This window comes from Ramlibacter sp. AN1133, from assembly GCF_037890035.1.
In the GTDB taxonomy this organism is placed as follows: domain Bacteria; phylum Pseudomonadota; class Gammaproteobacteria; order Burkholderiales; family Burkholderiaceae_C; genus Ramlibacter.
Map to the genome: position 1 here is coordinate 172,472 of NZ_JBBKTQ010000001.1, position 20,805 is coordinate 193,276.

The following is a 20,805-nucleotide window of genomic DNA, read 5'->3' on the forward strand; positions in this document are numbered from 1 at the left end:
GGTCGCATCGGAGCGCCTTGGCGCGGAGATTCACTGGACACAGCAATGAGCACCATCCTCGAAAGCCTGCCCGTCGGCCAGAAGGTCGGCATCGCCTTCTCCGGCGGCCTCGACACCAGCGCCGCGCTGCACTGGATGCGCCAGAAGGGCGCGGTCCCCTACGCCTACACCGCCAACCTCGGCCAGCCGGACGAGCCGGACTACGACGCCATCCCGCGCAAGGCGATGGAATACGGCGCCGAGAAGGCGCGCCTGGTCGACTGCCGCAAGCAGCTCGCCCACGAAGGCATCGCCGCCCTGCAGTGCGGCGCCTTCCACATCACCACCGCCGGCGCGACGTACTTCAACACCACGCCGCTGGGCCGCGCCGTCACCGGCACCATGCTGGTGGCCGCGATGAAGGAGGACGACGTCCACATCTGGGGCGACGGCAGCACCTTCAAGGGCAACGACATCGAGCGCTTCTACCGCTACGGGCTGCTCACCAACCCGTCGCTGCGCATCTACAAGCCCTGGCTGGACCAGGCCTTCATCGACGAACTCGGCGGCCGCGCGGAGATGTCCGCGTTCATGACGGCGGCCGGCTTCGGCTACAAGATGTCGGCGGAGAAGGCCTATTCGACCGACTCCAACATGCTGGGCGCGACGCACGAGGCGAAGGACCTCGAGCAACTGAACTCCGGCATCAAGATCGTCAATCCGATCATGGGCGTGGCGTTCTGGAAGGACGAAGTGCAGGTCAGGGCCGAAGAGGTGCGCGTGCGCTTCGAGGAAGGCCAGCCCGTCGCCCTGAACGGCAAGGAGTTCAAGGATCCGGTCGAACTGTTCCTGGAAGCCAACCGCATCGGCGGCCGTCATGGCCTGGGCATGAGCGACCAGATCGAGAACCGCATCATCGAGGCCAAGAGCCGCGGCATCTACGAGGCCCCCGGCATGGCGCTGCTGTTCATCGCCTACGAGCGCCTGGTGACCGGCATCCACAACGAGGACACGATCGAGCAGTACCGCGACAACGGCCGCCGCCTGGGCCGGCTGCTGTACCAGGGCCGCTGGTTCGACCCGCAGGCCATCATGCTGCGCGAGACGGCGCAGCGCTGGGTGGCGCGCGCGGTGACGGGCGAGGTGAGCATCGAGCTGCGCCGGGGCAACGACTACTCCGTGCTGAACACCGAGTCGCCCAACCTCACCTACGCGCCGGAGCGCCTGTCGATGGAGAAGGTGGAGAACGCGCCCTTCTCGCCGAAGGACCGCATCGGGCAGCTCACGATGCGCAACCTGGACATCACGGACACGCGCGAGAAGCTGGGGATCTATGCGCGCTCGGGGCTGCTCATCTCCGGCGGCGACGCGCCGCTGCCCTTCCTGGGCAAGGACTGAGCGACACGAGGATCCCGGGGATCCGGAGGCGGCCCGCGGGCCGCTTTTCTTTTTGGTTCTTCCGCGATTTGCGGGGAGACCAATCACTGCAAGTTGAGGTTGTGGAGATGGTCGATCTGCGACCCGCACCGCTTGGGGCCGTGTTCGGTGGACGTCGCGCCCCTCGGGCCGGACCAGCCCGTGTCTGTGTCCGTCTCAGCGACTGTCCCCCGGCGCGGATGAGAACCGTTGCTCGTGCGGGCACCGCGCCCGCGCCTCCTCCTTGATGTCGCTGAGCCGGACACAGACACGGACTGGTCCTGCAGCGTGTCAACCGCAACGGTGTGGCTTCGGTTGGCGCCGTCGCCGTCGCTCGATGCGAGCTCACTGAGGGACGGTGCGCTCGCACCCGCGCCGGCGGGCCGTGGCAGCCATCGGCCGCCTTTTCGTCTCCCCGCAAATCGGTGAAGGATCTCTTCTTGCGCGCGGCATTCCTTGCACCACGTGTCGCGAAGGCGTCCCGCGAGCGACCACAGACAACGCGGCATCGCGCCGACGACACCACCGTCGAGCACACTGGCTTCCATCAGCGATCTTCTTAAGGAATCTTGATACACGACAAGGAAATGTACGTAGGCATTTCCATGCTGTGACTTCCTTCGAGGAGGTGCAACAAATGCCTGACAGACGTCGATTCCTGCAGGCCGGTACCGCGCTGGGTGCCGGCGTCATGTTCGGAGCTCACTGGAAGTCAGCCTGGGCCTATGCGCCCAGCCCGAACCTCGCGAAATTCATCCAGCCGCTGCGTGACGTCGGCGGCCCGAATGGCATCCCGGTGGCCGCGAGCGACGGGGTGAGTGGAAGCGCCGTCCACTACTCCATTGCGCTGGAGCAGTTCCAGGACCAGCTCCATCCGCAGTTGCCGAATGCGACGCGCCTGTGGGGCTACCGACCAAGCAACGTCGCAACGGGCGCGGCCAGGCATCTCGGTGGCGTGATCGTCGCGCAGCGCGGCACGCCGGTCCGGATCACCGCCACCAACAGCCTGCCCGCACAACACATCCTGCCGGTCGATGCGACGATCATGGGCGCTCCGGCCGCCGGCCAGCCCGCGAACAACGCGACGATCCACCTGCACGGCGGCTTCGTGCCCTGGATCAGCGATGGCGGTCCGCACAGCTGGTTCAACCCCGCGGGCCAGTACGGCCAGAGCGTCGTCGACGCGACGGGGACCATCCTCTACAAGGCGCTGAACCCGTCACTGGCACCGGGGCAGGCCGAATACTTCTATCCGAACGGGCAGGGAGCCCGCCTGATGTGGTACCACGATCACGCGATCGGCACCACGCGGCTGAATGCCTATGCCGGCCTCGCGAGCGCCTATGTCGTCACCGACGACTACGAGAACCTGACCATGTCGGTGGGCTACGGCGTGCCCGGCCCGCTCGATCCGCGCACCAAATACCTGATCTTCCAGGACAAGACCTTCGTGGGGCCGAACACTTCGGTCGTGGATCCCACCTGGTCCACGGTCGCACCCGGCTCCCGGCCCGGCGACCTGTGGTACGAGCACGTCGCGATGAACGCGCGCGCCAAGAAGTGGGTCCCGCTGCCCCCGCCCGACCCGTCGGCGATGCCGGAGTTCTTCGGCGACACCATCCTCGTGAACGGCACCGTTTCGCCGTACCTGGAAGTGGAGCCGCGCCAGTATCGGCTGCGCCTGCTCAATGCCTGCAATTCGCGCTTCCTGAACCCGCGCCTGGTGTTTGCGAAGGGCCTGACGCCGCCGGCTTCCACCGAACCGCAACTGAACGCGGCCGGCCCGGCCTTCCTCCAGATCGGCAACGAGTGCGGCTTCCTGCCGGCGCCGGTGATGCTCAACGGACCCAAGCAACCGATGCTGCTGCTGGCGCCCGCGGAACGCGCCGATCTCATCGTCGACTTCCGCAACGTCCCCGTGGGCTCCCTGCTGATCCTGTACAGCGACGCGGCGGCCCCCTTCCCCACGGGCAGTGCGCTGAACGACTACCACCCCGCCAACCCCAAGACGCCGAACTCCATCCCCGGGTCGAGCCCGAATACCCGCACCCTCCTGCAGATCCGGGTCGTGGCGCTGACCGGCGGCGCCGATGCGCCGGTCAGCCTGCCGGCCACGGCCATGCAGAACCCGCTGGACGGCCCGTTCCTCGTCCAGCAGGTGCCCGGCGTGCCGACCGCGGTGCCGCCCGGCGTGCCGGTGCGGCGCCTCACGCTCAACGAAGGCTTCGATGCGTACGGGCGCCTGTTGCAGACCCTCGGCACCGACGTGCCGGTGCAGCCCCCTACCCTGGCAGGCGTGTTCGCCCGCGCATACGACGACCCTGCGACCGAAGTCGTGAACCGCGGCGCCACCGAGGTGTGGGAGATCCTCAACCTCACCGCGGACACCCATCCGATCCACTTCCACCTGGTCAACGTGCAGATCCTGTCGCGGCAGGCGTTCAAGACCAACTACGCCGGGGGCCCACCGGCGCTGAGATCGGCGCCCATCGCACCCGACGCGAACGAGATGGGCTGGAAGGAAACGGTACGCATGAATCCGGGCGAGGTCACGCGCGTGATCATGAAGTTCGATCTTCCCGGCGGCCTGCCCTTCGTGGTGCCGCCCAGCGCGCGCACGGGCGGCAACGAATACGTCTGGCATTGCCACATCCTCGAACATGAGGAACACGACATGATGCGGCCGCTGGTGGTGAACTGACGCGACTGCGAGGCGGCAGCAGCTCCCGGTTGCGACGTGACGTACCATCACGTCGCAACCGAAAGGATGGCGCATGAGAACCCTGCTCGCCTCGCTCGTCCTCGCCCTGCTGCCCACGCTCGCCGCCGCGCAGGACAACCCGCTGCGCGCCGGCACCCTCACGGTGCAGTTCCCCAAGACATGGAACTTCCGGGCCTCCGCCCAGCGGGCCGAGGGCCACGGGCCCGACGGCGAAACGGTGCTCCTGAACTACCGCGTGCTGCACCCGGGCGCGCCGGCCGATGTCGTCGCCCAGCACTGGATCGTGATCCGCAACTTCGCCCGCGACGAGATGCCGGGGTTCGCCGCCGGCAGCAACGCGCAGGTGATCCGCAAGGTCACCGAGTTGCCGCTGCAGGATGCGCGCGTGGAGTTTTCCTCCGTCTCGAAGCGTTCGCGCCAGGGACAGGACGCCTACTTCCTGCAGTACCTGTTCGGCTCCTCGCGCACGATCGCCTACTTCACCGTCGAAGGTGTCGGCGACGCAACGCAGGCCGCGGCGCGCTTCGAGAAAATCCTTGCCACGCAGCGCTGGCAGGAATGAAATCGCGGGCTGCAGTCCCAAGGAGGCCCCCATGCTCCCGATGTTCCGCCGCTGGCGGGCAGCGCACGCCGCGGCCGCCTGCGTCGCCGTGGTCCTCATGGCGCCTCTGGCTGCGTCCGCGCAGCTGAAGGTGATGATCTCCGGCGGCTTCTCGGGCCCCTACGAGCAGTTGCTGCCCGAGTTCGAGCGGGCCACCGGCATCAGCGTGACGACGGCCTCCGGTTCCTCGCAGGGCACGGGCCCGCAGACGATCGCCGCGCAGCTCGCCCGCGGGGTGCCGGCCGACGTGGTGATCCTGTCCAGGGAAGGCCTCACCGAACTGATCGCCGCCGGGCGCATCGCAGCCGGCACCGACATCGACCTCGCGCAAACGCCGCTGGGCGTGGCCGTGCGCGCCGGCGCACCCAAGCCCGACGTGCGCACGGTCGAAGCCTTCCGCCAGGTGCTGCTGCAGGCGAAGACCGTGGCCGTGCCGAGCAGCACGAGCGGCATCTTCCTGATGAAGGACGTGCTGCCGCGCCTGGGCATCGCCGAGCGCGTGACCGTGAAGGCCACCCCGCGCGGCGCCGGCGCCACGGCCATGGTGGCCGCCGGCGAGGCGGATCTCGCGGTCATGCCGGTCAGCGAGATCGTGCATGCGCCGGGCGTCGAACTCGCCGGCGTCATCGCGGAGGAAGTCCAGCTGCACCAGAACTTCGCCGCCGCCGTGGTGGCCGGGTCGACGCAGGTGCCGGCGGCGCAGAAGCTGATCGCGTTCCTGGCGTCCGGGCAGGCCGCCGGGGCCATCCGGCGCGGCGGCATGCAACCGCTGGGCCAACGCGGGCCCTAGGCCCGCGGTGAAGAAGCGCCTCGTCCCGCTCGCCGTCGCCGCGGCCATCCTGCTGCTGGCGGTCCTGCTGAACCCTTCGCCCGGGCGGCACCGCCGAAACTTGTCGCTTGTCAAACGCGGGGGGTGCGAAGCGTTCCACCATCGGGCCAGTTCCGGGACTGCCATGAAGCTGCTTTCCGTGCTGTTCGCCGCGCTGCTCCTGGCGGGCTGCGCCACGCCGCGGACGGAGCAGGCCGCCACGCCGCGCAGCGGCGCGGACAAGAAGCTGGGCGACGCCGTCGTGGCGCCGCTGGCCGACCTCAACCTCGTGCGCGACCCGATCCCGCCCATCCTCGCCGCGGCCCAGCAGGCGCCCTACGGCACGCCCGCGGACGGCTCCTGCAGCGCCCTGGGCGCCGAGATCGCAGCGCTGGATGCCGCGCTCGGCGCCGACCTCGACACCGCGCGCGACACGGAGGCCGCCACCCTCGCCGAGCGCGGGGCGGATGCGGCGGGCGACGCCATGATCAGCGCGGTGCGCAGCACCACCGAGGGCGTGATCCCCTTCCGCGGCTGGGTGCGCAAGCTCACCGGCGCGGAGCGCTACGCGAAGGAGGTTGCCGCCTCGATCGCCGCCGGCACCGTGCGGCGGGCTTACCTGAAGGGCCTGGGGCAGGCGGCGGGCTGCGTCGCCCCGGCGGCCCCCAAGCCCGGGCGGGAGGCCAAGGCCGCCGCGGGAGCGCCCGGCGAAAACATCGGGCACTGACGGCACAATGCCGCCATGTCCGGCTCCCACCCCCTCCGATGCCGGTGCGGGAAGTTCCAGGCCCTGGTGGACCATCCCGGCCGGGGCACGCGCGCCGTGTGCTATTGCCGCGACTGCCAGGCCTTCGCGCACTTCCTGGGCCATCCGCCGGGCATGCTGGACGCCCACGGCGGCACCGACATCGTCGCCGTGCGCCCGCGCGACGTGCGCTTCGTGCAGGGCTTCGAGCAGCTCGCCTGCATGTCGCTCACGCCGAAGGGCACGCTGCGCTGGTTCACCCGCTGCTGCCGCACGCCGATCGGCAACACGGCGCGCGACTGGAAGATCTCGCACGTCGGCCTGGTGCACACGGCGCTCGAGGGCGAAGGCAGCGACCTCGCCGCGGCCTTCGGGCCGGTGCGCATGCGCGTGAACCGCCAGGGCGCGCGCGGCAAGCCGGAAGCCTCGCGCCCGCTCACCTTCTTCGCCGCGATGGCCCGTTACATGGCGGGCCTGGCCTGGTCGCGAGTGAGCGGCAAGTACAGGGCGAACCCCTTCTTCGACAGCGCCACGGGCGAACCGAAGGTGCAGCCGCAGGTGCTGTCGCTGGAAGAACACCGCCGGCTGAAAGCCGAAGTCGACGCCGCGGCAGGGGCGTGAGCCGGGCCGCTCGCCCACGGGCGCGCGCGAGCCGCGGCCGGCCCTGCGCGGAGGTCAGAACCGCATCTCCATGTCCTGCGCCAGCAGCCACAGGTTCGCCGCCGTCACGGCCGCGAAGAAGCCGATCAGCGGCAGCATCTTCTTCACGCGGTCGGCCACGCGGTCGGCGGCGATCAGCTTGCGGGCCTGGTAGCGCGCGATCTGCACCGCGAGCCAGAAGCCCAGGACGATGAATCCCGTCTGCAGCGCGAACATCACCGTCTCGGGCACGACCTGCTGCATCATGATGGCGTGGCGCTCGGCGCCGGTGAGCGGCGCGAGGCCCCAGCCGAAGGGGTTGGCGAGCACGCGCAGCACGTCGCCGCCCTCGCCCAGCAGGTGGTCCATGTTGTGCGCGAGGTGGTAGGCGAAGGCGAGCGGCAGCGCCGTGAACGCGAAACCGCCGAACAGCTTCTTGTACGAGGCGGCGCCCTGCCCGCCGCCCACCTGCACCAGCCAGATCGCCGCGGCATACACCGCCACCGGCAGCGCCGAGGAGGCCAGCATGCCGGTCGCGAAGCTGAAGAAGAGCGAGCCGGTCTCGCCGGTGAAGCGCGCCATGTCCGCGAGCCACTCGCCCCACTGCGGGATCATGGTGATGCCGTGGAAGCTCGTGATGCCCAGCAGTGCCAGCATGAACCACGCGCTGTCCCAGCCGGGCGTGCCGGCCTTCTTCGCTTCGGTATCCATGGTGCGCACGCGCCAGGAGACGTTCTGCGAGGGGCAGCTCAGGACGCAGTTGCCGCAGGACAGGCAGAAGGAGTTCTCGCTGAAGCGGCCGACCACCAGCTTGCTCGGGCAGGGTTCGATCTGCCTGGAGCCGTGGAAGCACTCCAGCGTCTTGCAGCTGTCGCAGGTGGACTGCTGCAGCGGCCGCACCTCGATCGGCGACAGGCGCGAATAGAAGCCCACGGTGCGGCCCACGGGGCAGGCGTAGCGGCAGAACGCCTTGCGCTCGAACACCAGCAGGAACACGATGGACAGCACCAGCATCACCACCCCGAGCGCTGCCGTCAGCATCGGGCGGCCCGTCACGCCGGCGCCGAGCTCCAGCCAGCTCAGGCCCATGAACATCAGCAGCGCGATCCACACGTTCTGCAGGTAGCGGGGCACCTTCAGGTTCAGGCCGGGGTGCGGGGCCACGCGCTTCCACCAGCTGCGCCGCACGATCCAGCTCGCCAGCGTGTCCCACGGGCAGATGGCGCACCACGCCGAGCCGATGAAGAACACCGCCACGATCACGAGCGGCCACCAGATGTTCCAGACGAAGGCGGTGGCGATGTTGTGCTCGGGATGCACGGTGCCGAAGAAGCCGGCCGCGATGACGAACAGGAACACGCTCACCGACGCCAGCCGCGCGGCCAGCAGCGGATACGGGCTGCGATTGAGGAAGCGCACGACGCCCCCGAGGCCCGGCAGCTGCGCCAGGTTCAGGCTGCGGGCCGGCGCGTCGCCGGCGGCGCCCGCGAACAGCGCCCACAGGCCGATCAGGCCCATCACGCCCGTGGCCCCCTGCACCCATTCCCTGGGCAGGCCTTCGTGGACCATGACGTTCTCGGCGGGGGCTTCCGCCGCGGCTGCCGACGGTGCTGCGGGGCCAGGTGTGGGCGGGGCTTCGGCGCTATCGGCGGGAGCGGAGCTTTCGGCGGCCGTGGCGGCGGGCGGGCCGGCATCGGGCGCCGTGGCGGCGGCGGGGGCGGCGAGCGTCGGAACGCCGTGTTCCTTGCCGCCGTGCGCCTGCACCGGACTCCACCATGCGGCCGACAGGCTCAGCACGCAGGCCAGGAAGATTCGCATCAGCATCGGGGTTCGCGGTCGCGCCGCGCCTTGTTCTACGCGGGTTGCGAGGCAAGTTCCGGGCCCGCGGCGGCAGCGCGTCGTCCTGCGCACATTTGCACGCTGCAGGGCGCAAACGGGCGCTGGTCTTCCCAAAGTCGAAAAATGGGCGGCGCGGGCGCGCTCCGAATCGGGAAGGCGCGGCGACAACCGGTTGACCGCCGTCAAATGCGCCCCGGTGCGGGCAGGCAGGCACTGGATTTCCGCGTTGGCGCGCCGGTCGAACCCCTGTAGGGTGCGCTGTACGAGGAGGAGACCCATGCCCCATCACGGATTCGCGTCATCCATCGCGCGCGCCTTCTGCGCGCTGCTCCTGGTCGTGGCGGCCGCACTCGCCAGCGGGTGCGCCGGCATGCAGGCGGCGGCCGCACCGCAGCTCGTCATGGAGGAGTTCATGGTGCCGGCGGGGGATCCCGGCATCCAGCTGTACGTGCGCAACAAGCACGAGGCCGGCCGCAGCAGCTACAGCGGCGACAGGATCCTGCTGTTCGTGCACGGCGCGACGTATCCGGCCGAGACCGCCTTCGACCTGCAGCTCAATGGCATGTCGTGGATGGATTACATCGCGCGCCACGGCTACGACGTGTACCTGGTCGACGTGCGCGGCTACGGCAAGTCCACCCGGCCCCCGGAGATGGACCAGCCGGCCGACCGCAACGAGCCCTTCGCGCGCACCGCCAGCGCGGTGAAGGACGTGGGCGCGGCGGTCGATTTCATCCGCCAGCGGCGCAACGCGGCGAAGATCAACCTCCTCGGGTGGTCCTGGGGCACCAGCATCATGGGGTGGTACACGGCGCAGAACAACGACAAGGTCCACAAGCTGGTGCTCTACGCGCCGCAGTGGATCCGCAATACGGCCTCGCTCACCGACACGGGCGCGAAGCTCGGCGCCTACCGCAGCGTCTCCATGGCTTCGGCGAAGCAGCGCTGGCTGACCGGCGTGCCGGCGGACAAGCAGGCCGACCTCATCCCGCCCGGCTGGTTCGAGGCCTGGGCGAATGCGACCATCGCGAGCGATCCCGCGGCATCCCGCCAGGACCCGCCGATGCTGCGCGCGCCCAACGGAGTGGTGCTGGACGGACGCGAATACTGGGGCGCCGGCAAGGCGCTGTACGACCCGGGGCAGATCCGCGTGCCGACCTTCCTGGCGCACGCCGAGTGGGACGCCGATCTTCCGAGCTACATGCTGCACGCCTACTTCGCCAAGCTCAGCAACGCGCCCTACAAGCGCTACGTGGAGATCGGCGAAGGCACGCACACCGTCATCATGGAGAAGAACCGGATGCAGCTGTTCCAGTCCGTGCAGCAGTTCCTGGACGAGCGGCTCGCGCCTGCGCAGTGAAGTGCCATCGTAGTGACAAGCCCGGGGTGCCGGGTCTAACATCGATTCGTGCCGCCCGCGTGCGGCGAAAGGAGTGCGCCATGAAGCGAGTGAAGCACTGGCAGGACGCGGCGAACGCCGCGCTGGGTGCCTGGCTGGTCGTCTCTCCCTGGGTGCTCGGGTTCCAGAACGTGGTGGTGGCCACGGTCAGCACGATGGCCATCGGCGCCCTCCTGATCGCCTCCAGCCTCGAGGCCATGCAGGTGCCGCAGGCCTGGGAGGAATGGCTGGACGCCGGCCTCGGCGCCCTCCTGATGATGACGCCCGCCCTGCTCGGCTTCGACGGGGTGGCCCCGGCGCTGCGCAACGCGCTGGTCACGGGCGGGCTGGTCACGGCCCTGGCACTCTGGGTGCTGGTCTCCGACGACGAATTCGCCGCCTCCTGGGAACGGATCGTCGGCTGAGAGCCCGCCGGGCGGCACCGGCCCGGCTGCGCGCGGGCCCTGCGGGTCCTTGACGCGGATCATGCCCATGCGATTCGCGTGCGCGCATGCTGCAACGGCACGCTGGAAGCTTCGCGGCGGGCCTTCGTGAAAGGGCCGCCGGCATGGCTCGGACACGCGCTGCGCCGCGAAGCGGCTCGTCCCCCCACGTGTGGAACCGTCCCGAGCCCTGCCTGGTCCAAATGGATGCCGCCTGAGCGCGGCAAAAGGAGACAAGGTATGAAGCAAATGAAGCACTGGCAGGACCCGGTGAACGCATTGCTGGGTGCCTGGCTGATCCTGTCCCCGTGGGCTGTCGGTTTCGCGGACAGCACCCTCGTGATGGCGAACTTCCTCGTGGTCGGCGTGCTCCTGGTCGGCACTGCCGTGGGGGCCATCCTCGTGCCCAAGGCCTGGGAGGAGTGGATCGAGGTCGCGCTGGGCGTGTGGCTGATCGCGTCGCCCTGGCTGCTCGGATTCGCCGCCATGCAGCCCCCGCTGCAGAACGCGCTGTTCACCGGCCTCGCGGTCACGGTGCTGGCGCTGTGGGTGCTGGGAACGGACGACGAGTACGGCGGCTGGCTGCACCGCCTGGTAGGCTGAGCGCTGGGCTGACGGAGGCTCCCCTCCGACTACGCGCTGCATTGCAGCGCTCGGAACGCGCAGCTCGCCTCCGGCGGCTCGCCCCAGCCTACACGACCACCGGCTCCGGCTCCAGCCGGATGCCGAAGCGCTCGTAGACGCTGGTCTGGATCGCCCGGGCCAGCGTGACCACCTCGCCGCCGGTGGCGCCACCGCGGTTGACCAGCACCAGCGCCTGCTTCTCGTACACGCCGGCCTGGCCCACCGACTTGCCCTTCCAGCCGCACGCGTCGATCAGCCAGCCGGCCGCGAGCTTCACGCTTCCATCGGGCATCGGGTAGTGCACGATGCCGGGATCGCGGGCGATGATGTCCTGGCACTGCTCCGGCGTCACGGTGGGGTTCTTGAAGAAGCTGCCCGCGTTGCCGATCACGCGCGGGTCGGGCAGCTTCGCGCCGCGGATCGCGCAGACCCAGTCGTAGATCTGGCGCGCGTCCGGCTGCTGGATGCCGGATTCCGTCATCTTGCGCTGCAGGTCCACGTAGCCCAGCACCGGCTTCCAGGGCTTGGGCAGGCGAAAGCGCACCCGCAGGATCAGCGCGCGGCCGGCCAGGCCGATGTCGCTGTCGCGGGCCGGCGAATGCTTGAAGACCGAATCGCGGTAGCCGAAGGCGCACTGGGTGGCGTCGAGCGTGAATTCGCGCCCGGTCATGAGGTCGATCGCGTCCAGCGACTCGAAGCGGTCCTGCAGTTCCAGGCCGTAGGCGCCGATGTTCTGCACCGGCGAGGCGCCCACGGTGCCGGGGATGAGCGCCAGGTTCTCCAGCCCGCCGAAGCCCTGTTCGATGCTCCAGGTCACGGCCTCGTGCCAGTTCTCGCCGGCGCCGAACTCGATCACCGTGCCCTTGGGGCCGTCTTCCAGCACCCGGCGGCCGGCCACCTCCACCTTGAGCACCACCGCCTTGACATCGCCGGTGAGCACGATGTTGCTGCCGCCGCCCAGGACGAACTTGGGCTGGTCCCCGTACTCCGGATGAGCCAGGACGGCGTGGACGTCCGCGGCGCCGCGCACGCGCACGAGCGTGCGTGCCTTCGCGACGATCCCGAAGGTGTTGTACGGCTGCAGCGCTGCGTTCGACTCGACGATCATGGGAGAATTGTGCCCAAAGCCGACACAGGCCGGTGCAGGAGGAATCTCAAGATGCCGTCATTCGATACCGTGTGCGAACCGAACATGGTGGAAGTCAGGAACGCCGTGGACAACACCGCCAAGGAAATCGGGACGCGTTTCGACTTCAAGGGCACGTCCGCCGCCATCGAGATCAAGGACAAGGAGATCACGCTCACGGGCGACGCCGACTTCCAGCTGCAGCAGATCATGGACGTCCTGCTGTCCAAGCTGGCCAAGCGCAGCGTGGACGTGCGCTTCCTGGACAAGGGCGACGTGCAGAAGGCCGGCGGCGACAAGGTGAAACAGTTGGTCAAGGTGCGCAGCGGCATCGAGTCGGACCAGGCCAAGAAGATCCAGAAGCTCATCAAGGACAGCAAGCTGAAGGTCCAGGCCTCGATCCAGGGCGACGCCGTGCGCGTCACCGGCAAGGACCGCGACGTGCTGCAGGATGCCATCGCGCTGGTGCGCAAGGACATGGCCGACCTGCCCCTGAGCTTCAACAACTTCCGCGACTGACCGTGAAGAACACCCTCGCCGCGCTGTGCCTGGCCCTCCTCGCGGGCGCCGGCTGGGCCCAATCCGTCACGCTGCAAGGCATGCTGGGGAACAAGGCGCTGCTGATCGTCGACGGCAGCGCCCCGAAGAGCGTGGCCCCCGGCGAATCGCACAAGGGCGTGAAGGTCGTGTCCACGCTCGGCGACCAGGCGGTGGTGGAGATCAACGGCCAGCGCCACACCTTGCGCGTGGGCGACGCGCCGGCCAGCGTGGGCGGCGGCGCCGGCCCCACCCGTGGCAGCAAGATCGTGCTGACGGCGGGCTCCGGCGGCCACTTCCTCGCCTCCGGCGCGATCAACGGGCGCGCCGTGCAGTTCATGGTGGACACCGGCGCGACCTCCGTCTCGATGGGGGTGGCGGACGCGGAACGCCTCGGCGTCGACTACAGGAAGGGGCAGCTCGCGCGCGGCGGCACCGCCAACGGCACCGTCACGGCCTACCTGGTCAAGCTCAATTCCGTGCGGGTCGGGGAGGTCGAGGTGTTCGACGTCGATGCCGCGGTGCTGCCCGTGAGCGCCGGGCCCATCCTCCTGGGCAACAGCTTCCTCTCGCGCTTCCAGATGACGCGCCTGAACGACCAGCTGGTGCTGGAGCGCAGGTACTAGGCCGCGGCTCCCTTTGCCCGATTCCACGTTCTCCGGCACGACCACCCAGTCGCGCCCGCCCGAGAGTGCACTGGGGCCGCTGAAGACCCCGGTGTTCCGCATGCTGTGGTTCACCTGGCTGGCGGCCAACACCACGATGTGGATGAACGACGTCGCCTCGGCCTGGCTGATGACCTCGATCGGCCCCTCCCCGCTGTGGGTGGCGCTGGTGCAGAGCGCGGCCACCCTGCCCGTGTTCCTGCTCGGGCTGCCGAGCGGCGCGCTGGCCGACACGCTGGACCGGCGGCGCTACTTCATGGTGACGCAGTTCTGGGTCGCGGCGATCGCCACGCTGCTGTGCGCCGTCATCCTGCTGGACGCGCTCACGGCACCGCTGCTGCTGGCGCTGACCTTCGCCAACGGCATCGGGCTGGCGATGCGCTGGCCCGTGTTCGCCGCCATCGTGCCGGAGATCGTCACGCGGCCGCAGCTCGCGCAGGCGCTGGCCCTCAATGGCGTGGCGATGAACGCCTCGCGCATCATCGGCCCGCTGATCGCCGGCGCGCTGCTGGCGAGCGTGGGCGGCGCCTACGTGTTCGTGCTCAACGCGGTCCTGTCGATCGCGGCGGGACTGACCATCATGCGCTGGCGCCGCGTGCACCAGGAAAGCCCGCTGGGCCGCGAGCCGCTGGTGAGCGCGATGCGCGTGGGCATGCAGTTCGTGTGGCACTCCAGCCGGATGCGGGCGGTGATGCTGCGCATCGCACTGTTCTTCCTGCATTCCACCGCGCTGATGGCGCTGCTGCCGCTGGTGGCGCGCGGCCTGCCGGGCGGGCGCGCCGGCACCTTCACCGTGCTGCTGGCCTCGATGGGCGTGGGCGCCATCATCGCGGCCCTGCTGATGCCGCAGATCCGCCGCTGGCTGCCCCTGCAGCGCCGGGTGCTGGTGGGCACCGTGGTGCAGGCGCTCGGCGGCGTCGCGGTGGGCTTCGCGCCGAACATCTACGTGGCGGTGCCGGCGATGGTGCTGGCGGGCGCCGCCTGGATCACGGTCGCCAATTCGCTCACGGTGGCGGCGCAGATGTCGCTGCCGGACTGGGTGCGGGCGCGCGGCATGTCGGTCTATCAGATGGCGCTGATGGGTTCGACGGCGGCCGGTGCCGCCTTGTGGGGCCAGGTGGCGACCTCCAGCTCGATCCGGGTCGCGCTCGCGATCGCGTGCGCCACCAGCATCGCGACGATGTTCGCGGCGCAGCGCCTGAAGATCGACCGCGGCACCGAGGAGGAACTCACGCCTTCGCGGGTGCTGCGCGTGCCAGAGATGCAGGGGCCGCTGCGCACCGGCCGCATCCTGGTGCGGGTGGAGTACCGCATCGACCCCGCGCGGTCCGAGCAATTCCTCGCCCTCATGCAGGAAAGCCGCCGCAGCCGCCTGCGCCAGGGCGCGCTCGAATGGCAGCTGCTGCACGACGTCAACGAGCCGGGCCGCTACGTGGAGCAGATCACCGATCCCTCGTGGACGGAGCACCTGCGCCGCTTCGACCGCATCAGCGCCGCCGACGTCGCGCTGCGCGACAAGCGCCTGGCCTTCCACGTCGGCGAGGAACCGCCGCGCGTGTCGCGCTACGTGATCGAGCAGGAATAACAAAGCGCTACACGGCCGCGGGGCACGACGGGCGGCCTTGGACGTGCGGAATTCACGCCGGGCGTCATACGCACCGCCGTCAGGCCCGCTCATCAGCCGGTGCTTATGTACGTATTGATACAACACGTTACGTGTTTGATTCTCGGCGCGTGCCGACGAAGGCACGACCCGTGACGCCGACGCGCTCGGGTCTTCCAACCGACTGGAGAACCTCAATGCGCCGCATCCTTCTTTCCGTGCCCTTCTCCCTGGCAGCCCTGGCCGCCGTCCTGCCCCTCTCCGCCCAGGCGGACACCGTCAAGCTCGCGGGGGCGACCACCGTCGTGAACGTGGTCATCAACCCGTACCGCGCCGCCGTCGAAAAGGCCACCGGCCACACGCTGGAGATCAACGGCAATGCCACCGGCCGCGGCCTGGTCGACCTCAGCGACAACAAGGCCGACGCCGCGATGGTCTCCGAGCCGATGGACATCGCGCTGATGGCGGCCGAAGCGGCCGGGCGCAAGCTCGATGGCTCGAAGCTGAAGATGCACGAACTGCGCAAGGACGAGATCGTCTTCATCGTGCACGCGAGCAACCCGGTGACCAAGCTCACGCTGCAGCAGCTGGGCGACATCCACACCGGCAAGGTCACCAACTGGAAGCAGCTCGGTGGCAAGGACATGCCGATCACCGTCTACTCCGACGCCCTGACCGGCGGCACGCGGGCCATGATCAAGAAGCTGGTGCTGAACAACCAGGAGTACGCGCCCAGCGTCAAGTCGCTCACCTCGGTCTCGCGCATCGCCGACCTGGTGCCGACCGACGAAGCGGCCATCGGCGGCCTCGGCCGCGGCTTCGTCAAGAGCGACGGCAAGGTGAAGGTCGTGGAGACCAGCAAGCTCGAGCGGCCGCTGGCGCTCGTCACAATCGGCGAGCCGCAACCGAAGGTCAGGCAGGTCATCGAGGCGTTCCGCGCCGCGGCCAAGTAACGGCCGAGCGACCCCCGAAAGGAATGGCCATGTCCCTGCAAAGCCTGAGCGTCCGCACCCGGCTCGGCGCCGGCTTCGGGCTCGTGCTGCTGCTGCTGGTCGGCGTCGTGCTGGTCAGCCTGCTGCAGCTGGCGAGCTTCAACCGCAACGTCGACGCGCTGTCCTCCACCCGCCTCGTGCAGCTGATCACGGTGGCGCAGGCGAGCAACGCCCTCGGCCACATCAGCCGCAGCACGGGCAACGTGCTGGTGCTGGACGACGAGAAACAGGTCAAGGAGGAACTCGCCAACGTGCGCGCCAACCAGGCGTCGGTGCAGGAGCTGCTGGCCAAGGTGGACAAGACCATTTCCACCGAGCGCGAGCGCACCCTGCTCGGCGAGATCGCGACGGCGCGCGAGGCCTACCTGCCGCACGAGAACGAGTTCCTCAAGGACGCCGACCACGGCGACTACAGCTCGGCGAAGGACGTGCTGCTCAAGACGATGCGGCCGGCGCAGATCCGCCTGATCGAGGCCATGGAACGCTTCGAGGACCACCAGGTGGCGCTGAGCGCGGACGAGGCCCGCAAGGCGTCCGATGCCTACCACCTCACGCGCAACATCGTGCTGGGAATGGCCGCGGCGGCGGTGCTGCTCGGCGTGCTGCTGTCGTGGCGGATCACGGCCTCGATCACCCGGCCCATCGGCGAGGCCGAGGCGCTGGCGCGGCGCGTGGCCGACGGCGACCTCACCGTGCAGGTGAAGACGGCCGGCCGCGACGAGCTCGGGCGCCTGCTGCAGGCCCTGGGCCAGATGGCGGGCAAGCTGCGCCAGGTGGTCGGCGAAGTGGCCACGGGCGCGCACCAGGTGGCCGACGCCAGTGCGCAGATCGCGCAGGGCAACCAGGAGCTGTCGACACGCACCGAGGAACAGGCGAGCACGCTGGAGGAGACGGCCAGCTCCATGCAGCAGTTCACGTCCTCGGTGACGCAGAACGCGGAGCATGCGCGCGACGCGGCGCGGCTGGCCAACGGCGCGTCGGAAGTGGCGCGCAAGGGCGGGGAGGTGGTGGGCCAGGTGGTCAACACCATGCACGGCATCTCCGAGGCCTCGCGCCGCATCGCCGACATCATCGGCGTGATCGACGGCATCGCGTTCCAGACCAACATCCTCGCCCTCAATGCCGCCGTGGAAGCGGCGCGGGCCGGCGACCAGGGGCGCGGCTTCGCGGTCGTGGCCGGCGAGGTGCGCAACCTCGCGCAGCGCAGCGCCGCGGCGGCCAAGGAGATCAAGGAGCTGATCGGAGACTCGGCCGGCAAGGTGGAGAACGGCGCCCGCGAGGTGGCCAATGCCGGCGCCACGATGGACGAGATCGTGCGCGCGGTGGCGCAGGTGAGCGAGCTGATCGCGGAGATCGCGGCCGCCAGCCGCGAGCAGAGCGCCGGCATCGAGCAGGTCAGCAGCGCCGTCACGCAGATGGACCAGGTCGTGCAGCACAACGCCTCGCTGGTGGAGGAGGCCGCGGCCGCGACCGATTCCATGAAGGCGCAGGCCGCCTCGCTGCTGGTCACCGTGTCGCACTTCCGCCTGGACGACGACGCCGCGGCCCTGGAAGCGGCGCCAGCGCCGGCCGTGCATGCGGCTGCAGCGCCGGCGCCGATCCGCGTCCGGGCCGCGCGGCCGGCGTTGGCGCCGCTGCCGCAGCCGCCAGGTGCGCCGGCCCAGCCCGGCCCCAACTGGCGGGAGTTCTGACGGCGCGAGGTGCCTGCGCTCCTAGTGGTGGTGCCCGTGGTGCGGCGGGTGGTGATGCGGGGGCGGAGCGGGCTCGGGCTTCTTCGAGCCCAGCCTCGACTCCTTCCCTTGCAGCAGCCGCTGGATGTTGGCGCGGTGCCGCCAGGCGAGCAGCAGCGCCATGACGAACAGCGCCATCGCCACCGGGCCCTCGGCATACCACGCGCCGCCGGCGACGAGCAGGTAGAAGGTGGGCGCGAAGACCGCCGCGATCAGCGACGCCAGGGACGAATAGCGGAAGAAGAAGGCGATGATGATCCAGGTCAGGCCCGTGGCCACGCCCAGCAGCCAATGCACGCCGAACACGACGCCGATGAAGGTGGCCACGCCCTTGCCGCCCTGGAAGCGGAAGAACACCGGATAGAGGTGCCCCAGGAAGGCCGCCAGGCCCACCAGCGCCATGGTGGCATCGCCCAGGCCCCACTCGCGCCCGTACAGCCTGACCAGCAGCACCGGCACGAAGCCCTTGAGCGCGTCGAACAGCAGCGTGACGACGGCCGCCGGCTTGCTGCCGGAGCGCAGCACGTTGGTGGCCCCCGGGTTCCGGCTGCCGAAGGTGCGCGGGTCCGACAGGCCCATCACCCGGCTCACGATCACGGCGAACGCGAGCGAGCCGAGCAGGTAGGCGGCGATGATCGCCGCCAGGGAATAGATCGCTTGCACTTGCCGCTCCTGCGTTGCCCTCGTGGAGCCGTATTCTGCCAGCGCGCTACTTCACCACCATGTACGTGAAGGGCGGCACGTAGGCCTGCAGCGTCACCAGGATGCCCACCAGCGCCGCCAGCGCCAGCGAGTGGAAGAACACGTAGCGCAGGATCTCGCCTTCCTTGTTCATCCAGCCGGTGGCGGTGGAAGCCACGACGATCGACTGGGCGTCGATCATCTTGCCCATCACGCCGCCGGAGCTGTTGGCCGCGCCCATCAGGTTGGCGGGCAGCCCGAGCTGCTCCGCGGCCACCTTCTGCATGCCGCCGAACAGCACGTTGGACGCGGTGTCGGACCCCGTCAGCGCCACGCCCAGCCAACCCATGAGGGTGCCGAAGAACGGGTACAGCACTCCGGTGGAGGCGAACGCCAGGCCCAGCGTGGTGTCCAGGCCGGAATAGCGCGTCACGGTGCCCAGGGCCAGCATCAGCGCGATGGTGATGAGCGAAAAGCGCACCTTCCAGATCGTCGCGCCGTACTGGCGCACCAGTTCCACGGGGTTGTAGCGCGCCAGCAGGCCGCCGACGATGGCCGCGAACAGGATGCCCGTGCCGGTGGCCGACAGCAGGGTGAACGCATAGACCGCGCCCTCCGGCGTGTTCTTCGGTACCACCGGCGGCACCCGGATGACCGCGTTGTGCAGGCCGGCTATGGGGAAGTTGGGCGCGAAGATGGCGTTGAGTGCCGCCTTCACCTGCGGCAGGCCCCAGACGAACACGAAGACGGCCAGCAGCACCCAGGGCATCCAGGCGCGCAGCACGACGCCGCGCGGATGCACGGTGCGCTGGTGCGGCGCACCGGCCGTGCCCGCGTCCTTCTCGTGGCCGCGCGGCACCACCGAGGTCCAGATCTCGCGCGGCTTCCACACCCGCAGGAAGGCCACCAGGCACGCCATCGACACCGCCGCCGCGATCACGTCCACCAGTTCGGGGCCGAAGTGGTTCGACACCAGGTACTGCGGGATGGCGAAGGACACGCCGGTGACCAGGATGGCCGGCCAGATCTGCAGCATCCCGCGCCGGCCGGCGAAGGCCCAGATCAGCCAGAAGGGCACCAGCAGCGAGAAGAACGGCAGCTGCCGCCCCACCATCGCCGAGATCGCCATCACGTCGTAGCCGTGCACCTTGGCCAGCGTGATGATCGGCGTGCCGAGCGCGCCGTAGGCCACCGGCGCCGTGTTCGCGATGAGCGACAGGCCCGAGGCGGCCAGCGGCGAGAAGCCCAGGCCGATCAGCATCGCGGCCGTCACCGCGACGGGGGTGCCGAAACCGGCCGCGCCCTCGAAGAAGGCGCCGAAGGAGAACGCGATCAGCAGCAGCTGCAGCCGCCGGTCTTCCGTGACGCCGGCGATCGTGTCCTGCAACACGGCGAACGAGCCGTTCTGTTCCGTCAGCCGGTGCAGGAAGATGATGTTCAGCACGATCCAGCCGATCGGCAGCATGCCCGTGAGCGCGCCGAGCCAGGCCGCCTTGCCCGCCATCTCCACCGGCATGCCGAAGGCCATCACCGCGATCGCCAGCGCCGCCACCAGGCCCGCCAGCGCCGCGAGGTGCGCCTTCATGTGCAGGAAGCCGAGGCCGACCAGCATGACCACGACCGGGATCGCCGCCAGCAGCGTGGACAGCACCATGCTGCCCGTGGGGTTGTAGACCTGTTGCCACATGATGCCGTCTCCTGTTGTTGTCTATGCGTTGTGAGGAGCGCACGGTGTAGCACAGGCCGCCTGACGGCGGGCTGCCTCGGGGCCGGGAAACGCCCTACAGGTCGTCGAGGGCGCAGTTCACCGGCTTGGCGCCGAGCAGCCTGCCCAGCACCTGGGGGTCCAGGCCGACGAGATAGCCGCGGCGCCCGCCGTTGAGCACGATGCGCGGCAGCGCGAGGATGCTCTCCTCGACATATACCGGCATCTGCTTGCGGGTGCCGAAGGGCGAAGTGCCGCCCACCAGGTAGCCGCTGTGGCGCATCGCCACCTCGGGCTTGCAGGGCTCGACCGACTTGGCGCCGATCTGCCGCGCGAGATTCTTGGTGGAGACCTTGCGGTTGCCGTGCATCAGCACCACCAGGGGCCGCGCCTTCTCGTCTTCCATGATCAGCGTCTTCACCACCGTGAACGGGTCGAAGCCGAGCACCTCGGCGCTGTGCTGCGCGCCCCCGTGCTCCACGTACTCGTAGGGATGTTCCGTGAAGGCCACGCCGTGGGCCTTGAGGAAGGCGGTGGCGGGGGTCTCGCTGACGTGGTCCTTGCGGGCCATG

19 protein-coding genes are annotated in these 20,805 nt (G+C 69.6%); 14 read left to right on the forward strand and 5 right to left on the reverse strand.

Annotated features, from left to right (window positions below; translation table 11 throughout):
- Positions 1-45 precede the first annotated feature (45 nt).
- From argG to WG923_RS00835, 6 genes are all read left to right on the forward strand, one after another.
- Positions 46-1,377 (forward strand): argininosuccinate synthase, encoded by a 1,332-nt coding sequence (gene argG, locus WG923_RS00810; RefSeq protein ID WP_340349008.1) that lies wholly within the window; start codon positions 46-48, stop codon positions 1,375-1,377.
- 655 nt (positions 1,378-2,032) lie between these two features.
- Positions 2,033-4,096 (forward strand): multicopper oxidase family protein, encoded by a 2,064-nt coding sequence (locus tag WG923_RS00815; RefSeq protein WP_340349009.1) that lies wholly within the window; start codon positions 2,033-2,035, stop codon positions 4,094-4,096.
- Positions 4,097-4,169: 73 nt separating this feature from the next.
- Positions 4,170-4,679, forward strand: coding sequence for a hypothetical protein (locus WG923_RS00820; RefSeq protein WP_340349010.1), 510 nt, complete (start codon positions 4,170-4,172; stop codon positions 4,677-4,679).
- Between the two features lie 31 nt (positions 4,680-4,710).
- Positions 4,711-5,508: a substrate-binding domain-containing protein gene (locus tag WG923_RS00825; protein ID WP_340349011.1), complete on the forward strand. Its 798-nt coding sequence runs from the start codon at positions 4,711-4,713 to the stop codon at positions 5,506-5,508.
- 163 nt (positions 5,509-5,671) lie between these two features.
- On the forward strand, positions 5,672-6,253 hold the full coding sequence (locus tag WG923_RS00830; protein ID WP_340349012.1) for a hypothetical protein: 582 nt from the start codon (positions 5,672-5,674) through the stop codon (positions 6,251-6,253).
- A 15-nt stretch (positions 6,254-6,268) separates the two neighbouring features.
- A complete protein-coding gene (locus WG923_RS00835) occupies positions 6,269-6,892 on the forward strand; it encodes a DUF6151 family protein (protein ID WP_340349013.1) in 624 nt (207 codons plus the stop codon).
- Positions 6,893-6,946: 54 nt separating this feature from the next.
- Here WG923_RS00835 and WG923_RS00840 read toward each other — a convergent pair whose 3' ends face one another.
- Positions 6,947-8,734 carry a 4Fe-4S binding protein gene (locus WG923_RS00840; RefSeq protein ID WP_340349014.1) on the reverse strand — a complete coding sequence of 596 codons (1,788 nt, stop codon included), beginning with the start codon at positions 8,732-8,734 and terminating at the stop codon, positions 6,947-6,949.
- Positions 8,735-9,026: 292 nt separating this feature from the next.
- Here WG923_RS00840 and WG923_RS00845 point away from each other — a divergent pair, with 292 nt between their 5' ends.
- The 3 genes from WG923_RS00845 to WG923_RS00855 all read left to right on the forward strand — a co-directional run bounded on the left by WG923_RS00845 (position 9,027) and on the right by WG923_RS00855 (position 11,173).
- Positions 9,027-10,109: an alpha/beta hydrolase gene (locus WG923_RS00845; RefSeq protein ID WP_340349015.1), complete on the forward strand. Its 1,083-nt coding sequence runs from the start codon at positions 9,027-9,029 to the stop codon at positions 10,107-10,109.
- A gap of 80 nt (positions 10,110-10,189) precedes the next feature.
- Positions 10,190-10,552, forward strand: a complete 363-nt coding sequence (locus tag WG923_RS00850; RefSeq protein WP_340349016.1) for an SPW repeat domain-containing protein — start codon at positions 10,190-10,192, stop codon at positions 10,550-10,552.
- A gap of 258 nt (positions 10,553-10,810) precedes the next feature.
- Positions 10,811-11,173 carry an SPW repeat protein gene (locus WG923_RS00855; protein WP_340349017.1) on the forward strand — a complete coding sequence of 121 codons (363 nt, stop codon included), beginning with the start codon at positions 10,811-10,813 and terminating at the stop codon, positions 11,171-11,173.
- Between the two features lie 88 nt (positions 11,174-11,261).
- On the opposite strand, the gene murB is transcribed toward WG923_RS00855, so the two are convergent.
- On the reverse strand, positions 11,262-12,302 hold the full coding sequence (murB, locus tag WG923_RS00860; protein ID WP_340349018.1) for a UDP-N-acetylmuramate dehydrogenase: 1,041 nt from the start codon (positions 12,300-12,302) through the stop codon (positions 11,262-11,264).
- A 51-nt stretch (positions 12,303-12,353) separates the two neighbouring features.
- Between murB and WG923_RS00865 the strand changes: the two genes are divergently transcribed.
- The 5 genes from WG923_RS00865 (at position 12,354) to WG923_RS00885 (ending at position 17,808) form a co-directional block, all read left to right on the forward strand.
- On the forward strand, positions 12,354-12,839 hold the full coding sequence (locus tag WG923_RS00865) for a YajQ family cyclic di-GMP-binding protein (protein ID WP_340349019.1): 486 nt from the start codon (positions 12,354-12,356) through the stop codon (positions 12,837-12,839).
- 2 nt (positions 12,840-12,841) lie between these two features.
- Complete coding sequence (locus WG923_RS00870; protein ID WP_340349020.1) at positions 12,842-13,483, forward strand: retropepsin-like aspartic protease family protein; 642 nt, start codon at positions 12,842-12,844, stop codon at positions 13,481-13,483.
- Positions 13,484-13,496: 13 nt separating this feature from the next.
- Complete coding sequence (locus tag WG923_RS00875; RefSeq protein WP_340349021.1) at positions 13,497-15,107, forward strand: MFS transporter; 1,611 nt, start codon at positions 13,497-13,499, stop codon at positions 15,105-15,107.
- Between the two features lie 215 nt (positions 15,108-15,322).
- Positions 15,323-16,078 carry a substrate-binding domain-containing protein gene (locus WG923_RS00880; protein WP_340349022.1) on the forward strand — a complete coding sequence of 252 codons (756 nt, stop codon included), beginning with the start codon at positions 15,323-15,325 and terminating at the stop codon, positions 16,076-16,078.
- 29 nt (positions 16,079-16,107) lie between these two features.
- Positions 16,108-17,808 (forward strand): methyl-accepting chemotaxis protein, encoded by a 1,701-nt coding sequence (locus WG923_RS00885; protein ID WP_340349023.1) that lies wholly within the window; start codon positions 16,108-16,110, stop codon positions 17,806-17,808.
- A gap of 21 nt (positions 17,809-17,829) precedes the next feature.
- On the opposite strand, the gene plsY is transcribed toward WG923_RS00885, so the two are convergent.
- The 3 genes from plsY to WG923_RS00900 all read right to left on the reverse strand — a co-directional run bounded on the left by plsY (position 17,830) and on the right by WG923_RS00900 (position 20,804).
- A complete protein-coding gene (plsY, locus tag WG923_RS00890; protein WP_340349024.1) occupies positions 17,830-18,510 on the reverse strand; it encodes a glycerol-3-phosphate 1-O-acyltransferase PlsY in 681 nt (226 codons plus the stop codon).
- A 46-nt stretch (positions 18,511-18,556) separates the two neighbouring features.
- Positions 18,557-20,218 carry an L-lactate permease gene (locus WG923_RS00895; RefSeq protein WP_340349325.1) on the reverse strand — a complete coding sequence of 554 codons (1,662 nt, stop codon included), beginning with the start codon at positions 20,216-20,218 and terminating at the stop codon, positions 18,557-18,559.
- Between the two features lie 91 nt (positions 20,219-20,309).
- Positions 20,310-20,804, reverse strand: coding sequence for an aminoacyl-tRNA deacylase (locus WG923_RS00900; RefSeq protein WP_340349025.1), 495 nt, complete (start codon positions 20,802-20,804; stop codon positions 20,310-20,312).
- Position 20,805: the final 1 nt, after the last annotated feature.

What these genes read in the sequence shown, in the direction of transcription:
- argG (WP_340349008.1), top strand. Translation starts at nt 46, where the DNA reads ATGAGCACCATCCTCGAAAGCCTGCCCGTCGGCCAGAAGGTCGGCATC.
- WG923_RS00815 (WP_340349009.1), top strand. Translation starts at nt 2,033, where the DNA reads ATGCCTGACAGACGTCGATTCCTGCAGGCCGGTACCGCGCTGGGTGCC.
- WG923_RS00820 (WP_340349010.1), top strand. Translation starts at nt 4,170, where the DNA reads ATGAGAACCCTGCTCGCCTCGCTCGTCCTCGCCCTGCTGCCCACGCTC.
- WG923_RS00825 (WP_340349011.1), top strand. Translation starts at nt 4,711, where the DNA reads ATGCTCCCGATGTTCCGCCGCTGGCGGGCAGCGCACGCCGCGGCCGCC.
- WG923_RS00830 (WP_340349012.1), top strand. Translation starts at nt 5,672, where the DNA reads ATGAAGCTGCTTTCCGTGCTGTTCGCCGCGCTGCTCCTGGCGGGCTGC.
- WG923_RS00835 (WP_340349013.1), top strand. Translation starts at nt 6,269, where the DNA reads ATGTCCGGCTCCCACCCCCTCCGATGCCGGTGCGGGAAGTTCCAGGCC.
- WG923_RS00840 (WP_340349014.1), bottom strand. Translation starts at nt 8,734, where the DNA reads ATGCTGATGCGAATCTTCCTGGCCTGCGTGCTGAGCCTGTCGGCCGCA.
- WG923_RS00845 (WP_340349015.1), top strand. Translation starts at nt 9,027, where the DNA reads ATGCCCCATCACGGATTCGCGTCATCCATCGCGCGCGCCTTCTGCGCG.
- WG923_RS00850 (WP_340349016.1), top strand. Translation starts at nt 10,190, where the DNA reads ATGAAGCGAGTGAAGCACTGGCAGGACGCGGCGAACGCCGCGCTGGGT.
- WG923_RS00855 (WP_340349017.1), top strand. Translation starts at nt 10,811, where the DNA reads ATGAAGCAAATGAAGCACTGGCAGGACCCGGTGAACGCATTGCTGGGT.
- murB (WP_340349018.1), bottom strand. Translation starts at nt 12,302, where the DNA reads ATGATCGTCGAGTCGAACGCAGCGCTGCAGCCGTACAACACCTTCGGG.
- WG923_RS00865 (WP_340349019.1), top strand. Translation starts at nt 12,354, where the DNA reads ATGCCGTCATTCGATACCGTGTGCGAACCGAACATGGTGGAAGTCAGG.
- WG923_RS00880 (WP_340349022.1), top strand. Translation starts at nt 15,323, where the DNA reads ATGCGCCGCATCCTTCTTTCCGTGCCCTTCTCCCTGGCAGCCCTGGCC.
- WG923_RS00885 (WP_340349023.1), top strand. Translation starts at nt 16,108, where the DNA reads ATGTCCCTGCAAAGCCTGAGCGTCCGCACCCGGCTCGGCGCCGGCTTC.
- WG923_RS00900 (WP_340349025.1), bottom strand. Translation starts at nt 20,804, where the DNA reads ATGGCCCGCAAGGACCACGTCAGCGAGACCCCCGCCACCGCCTTCCTC.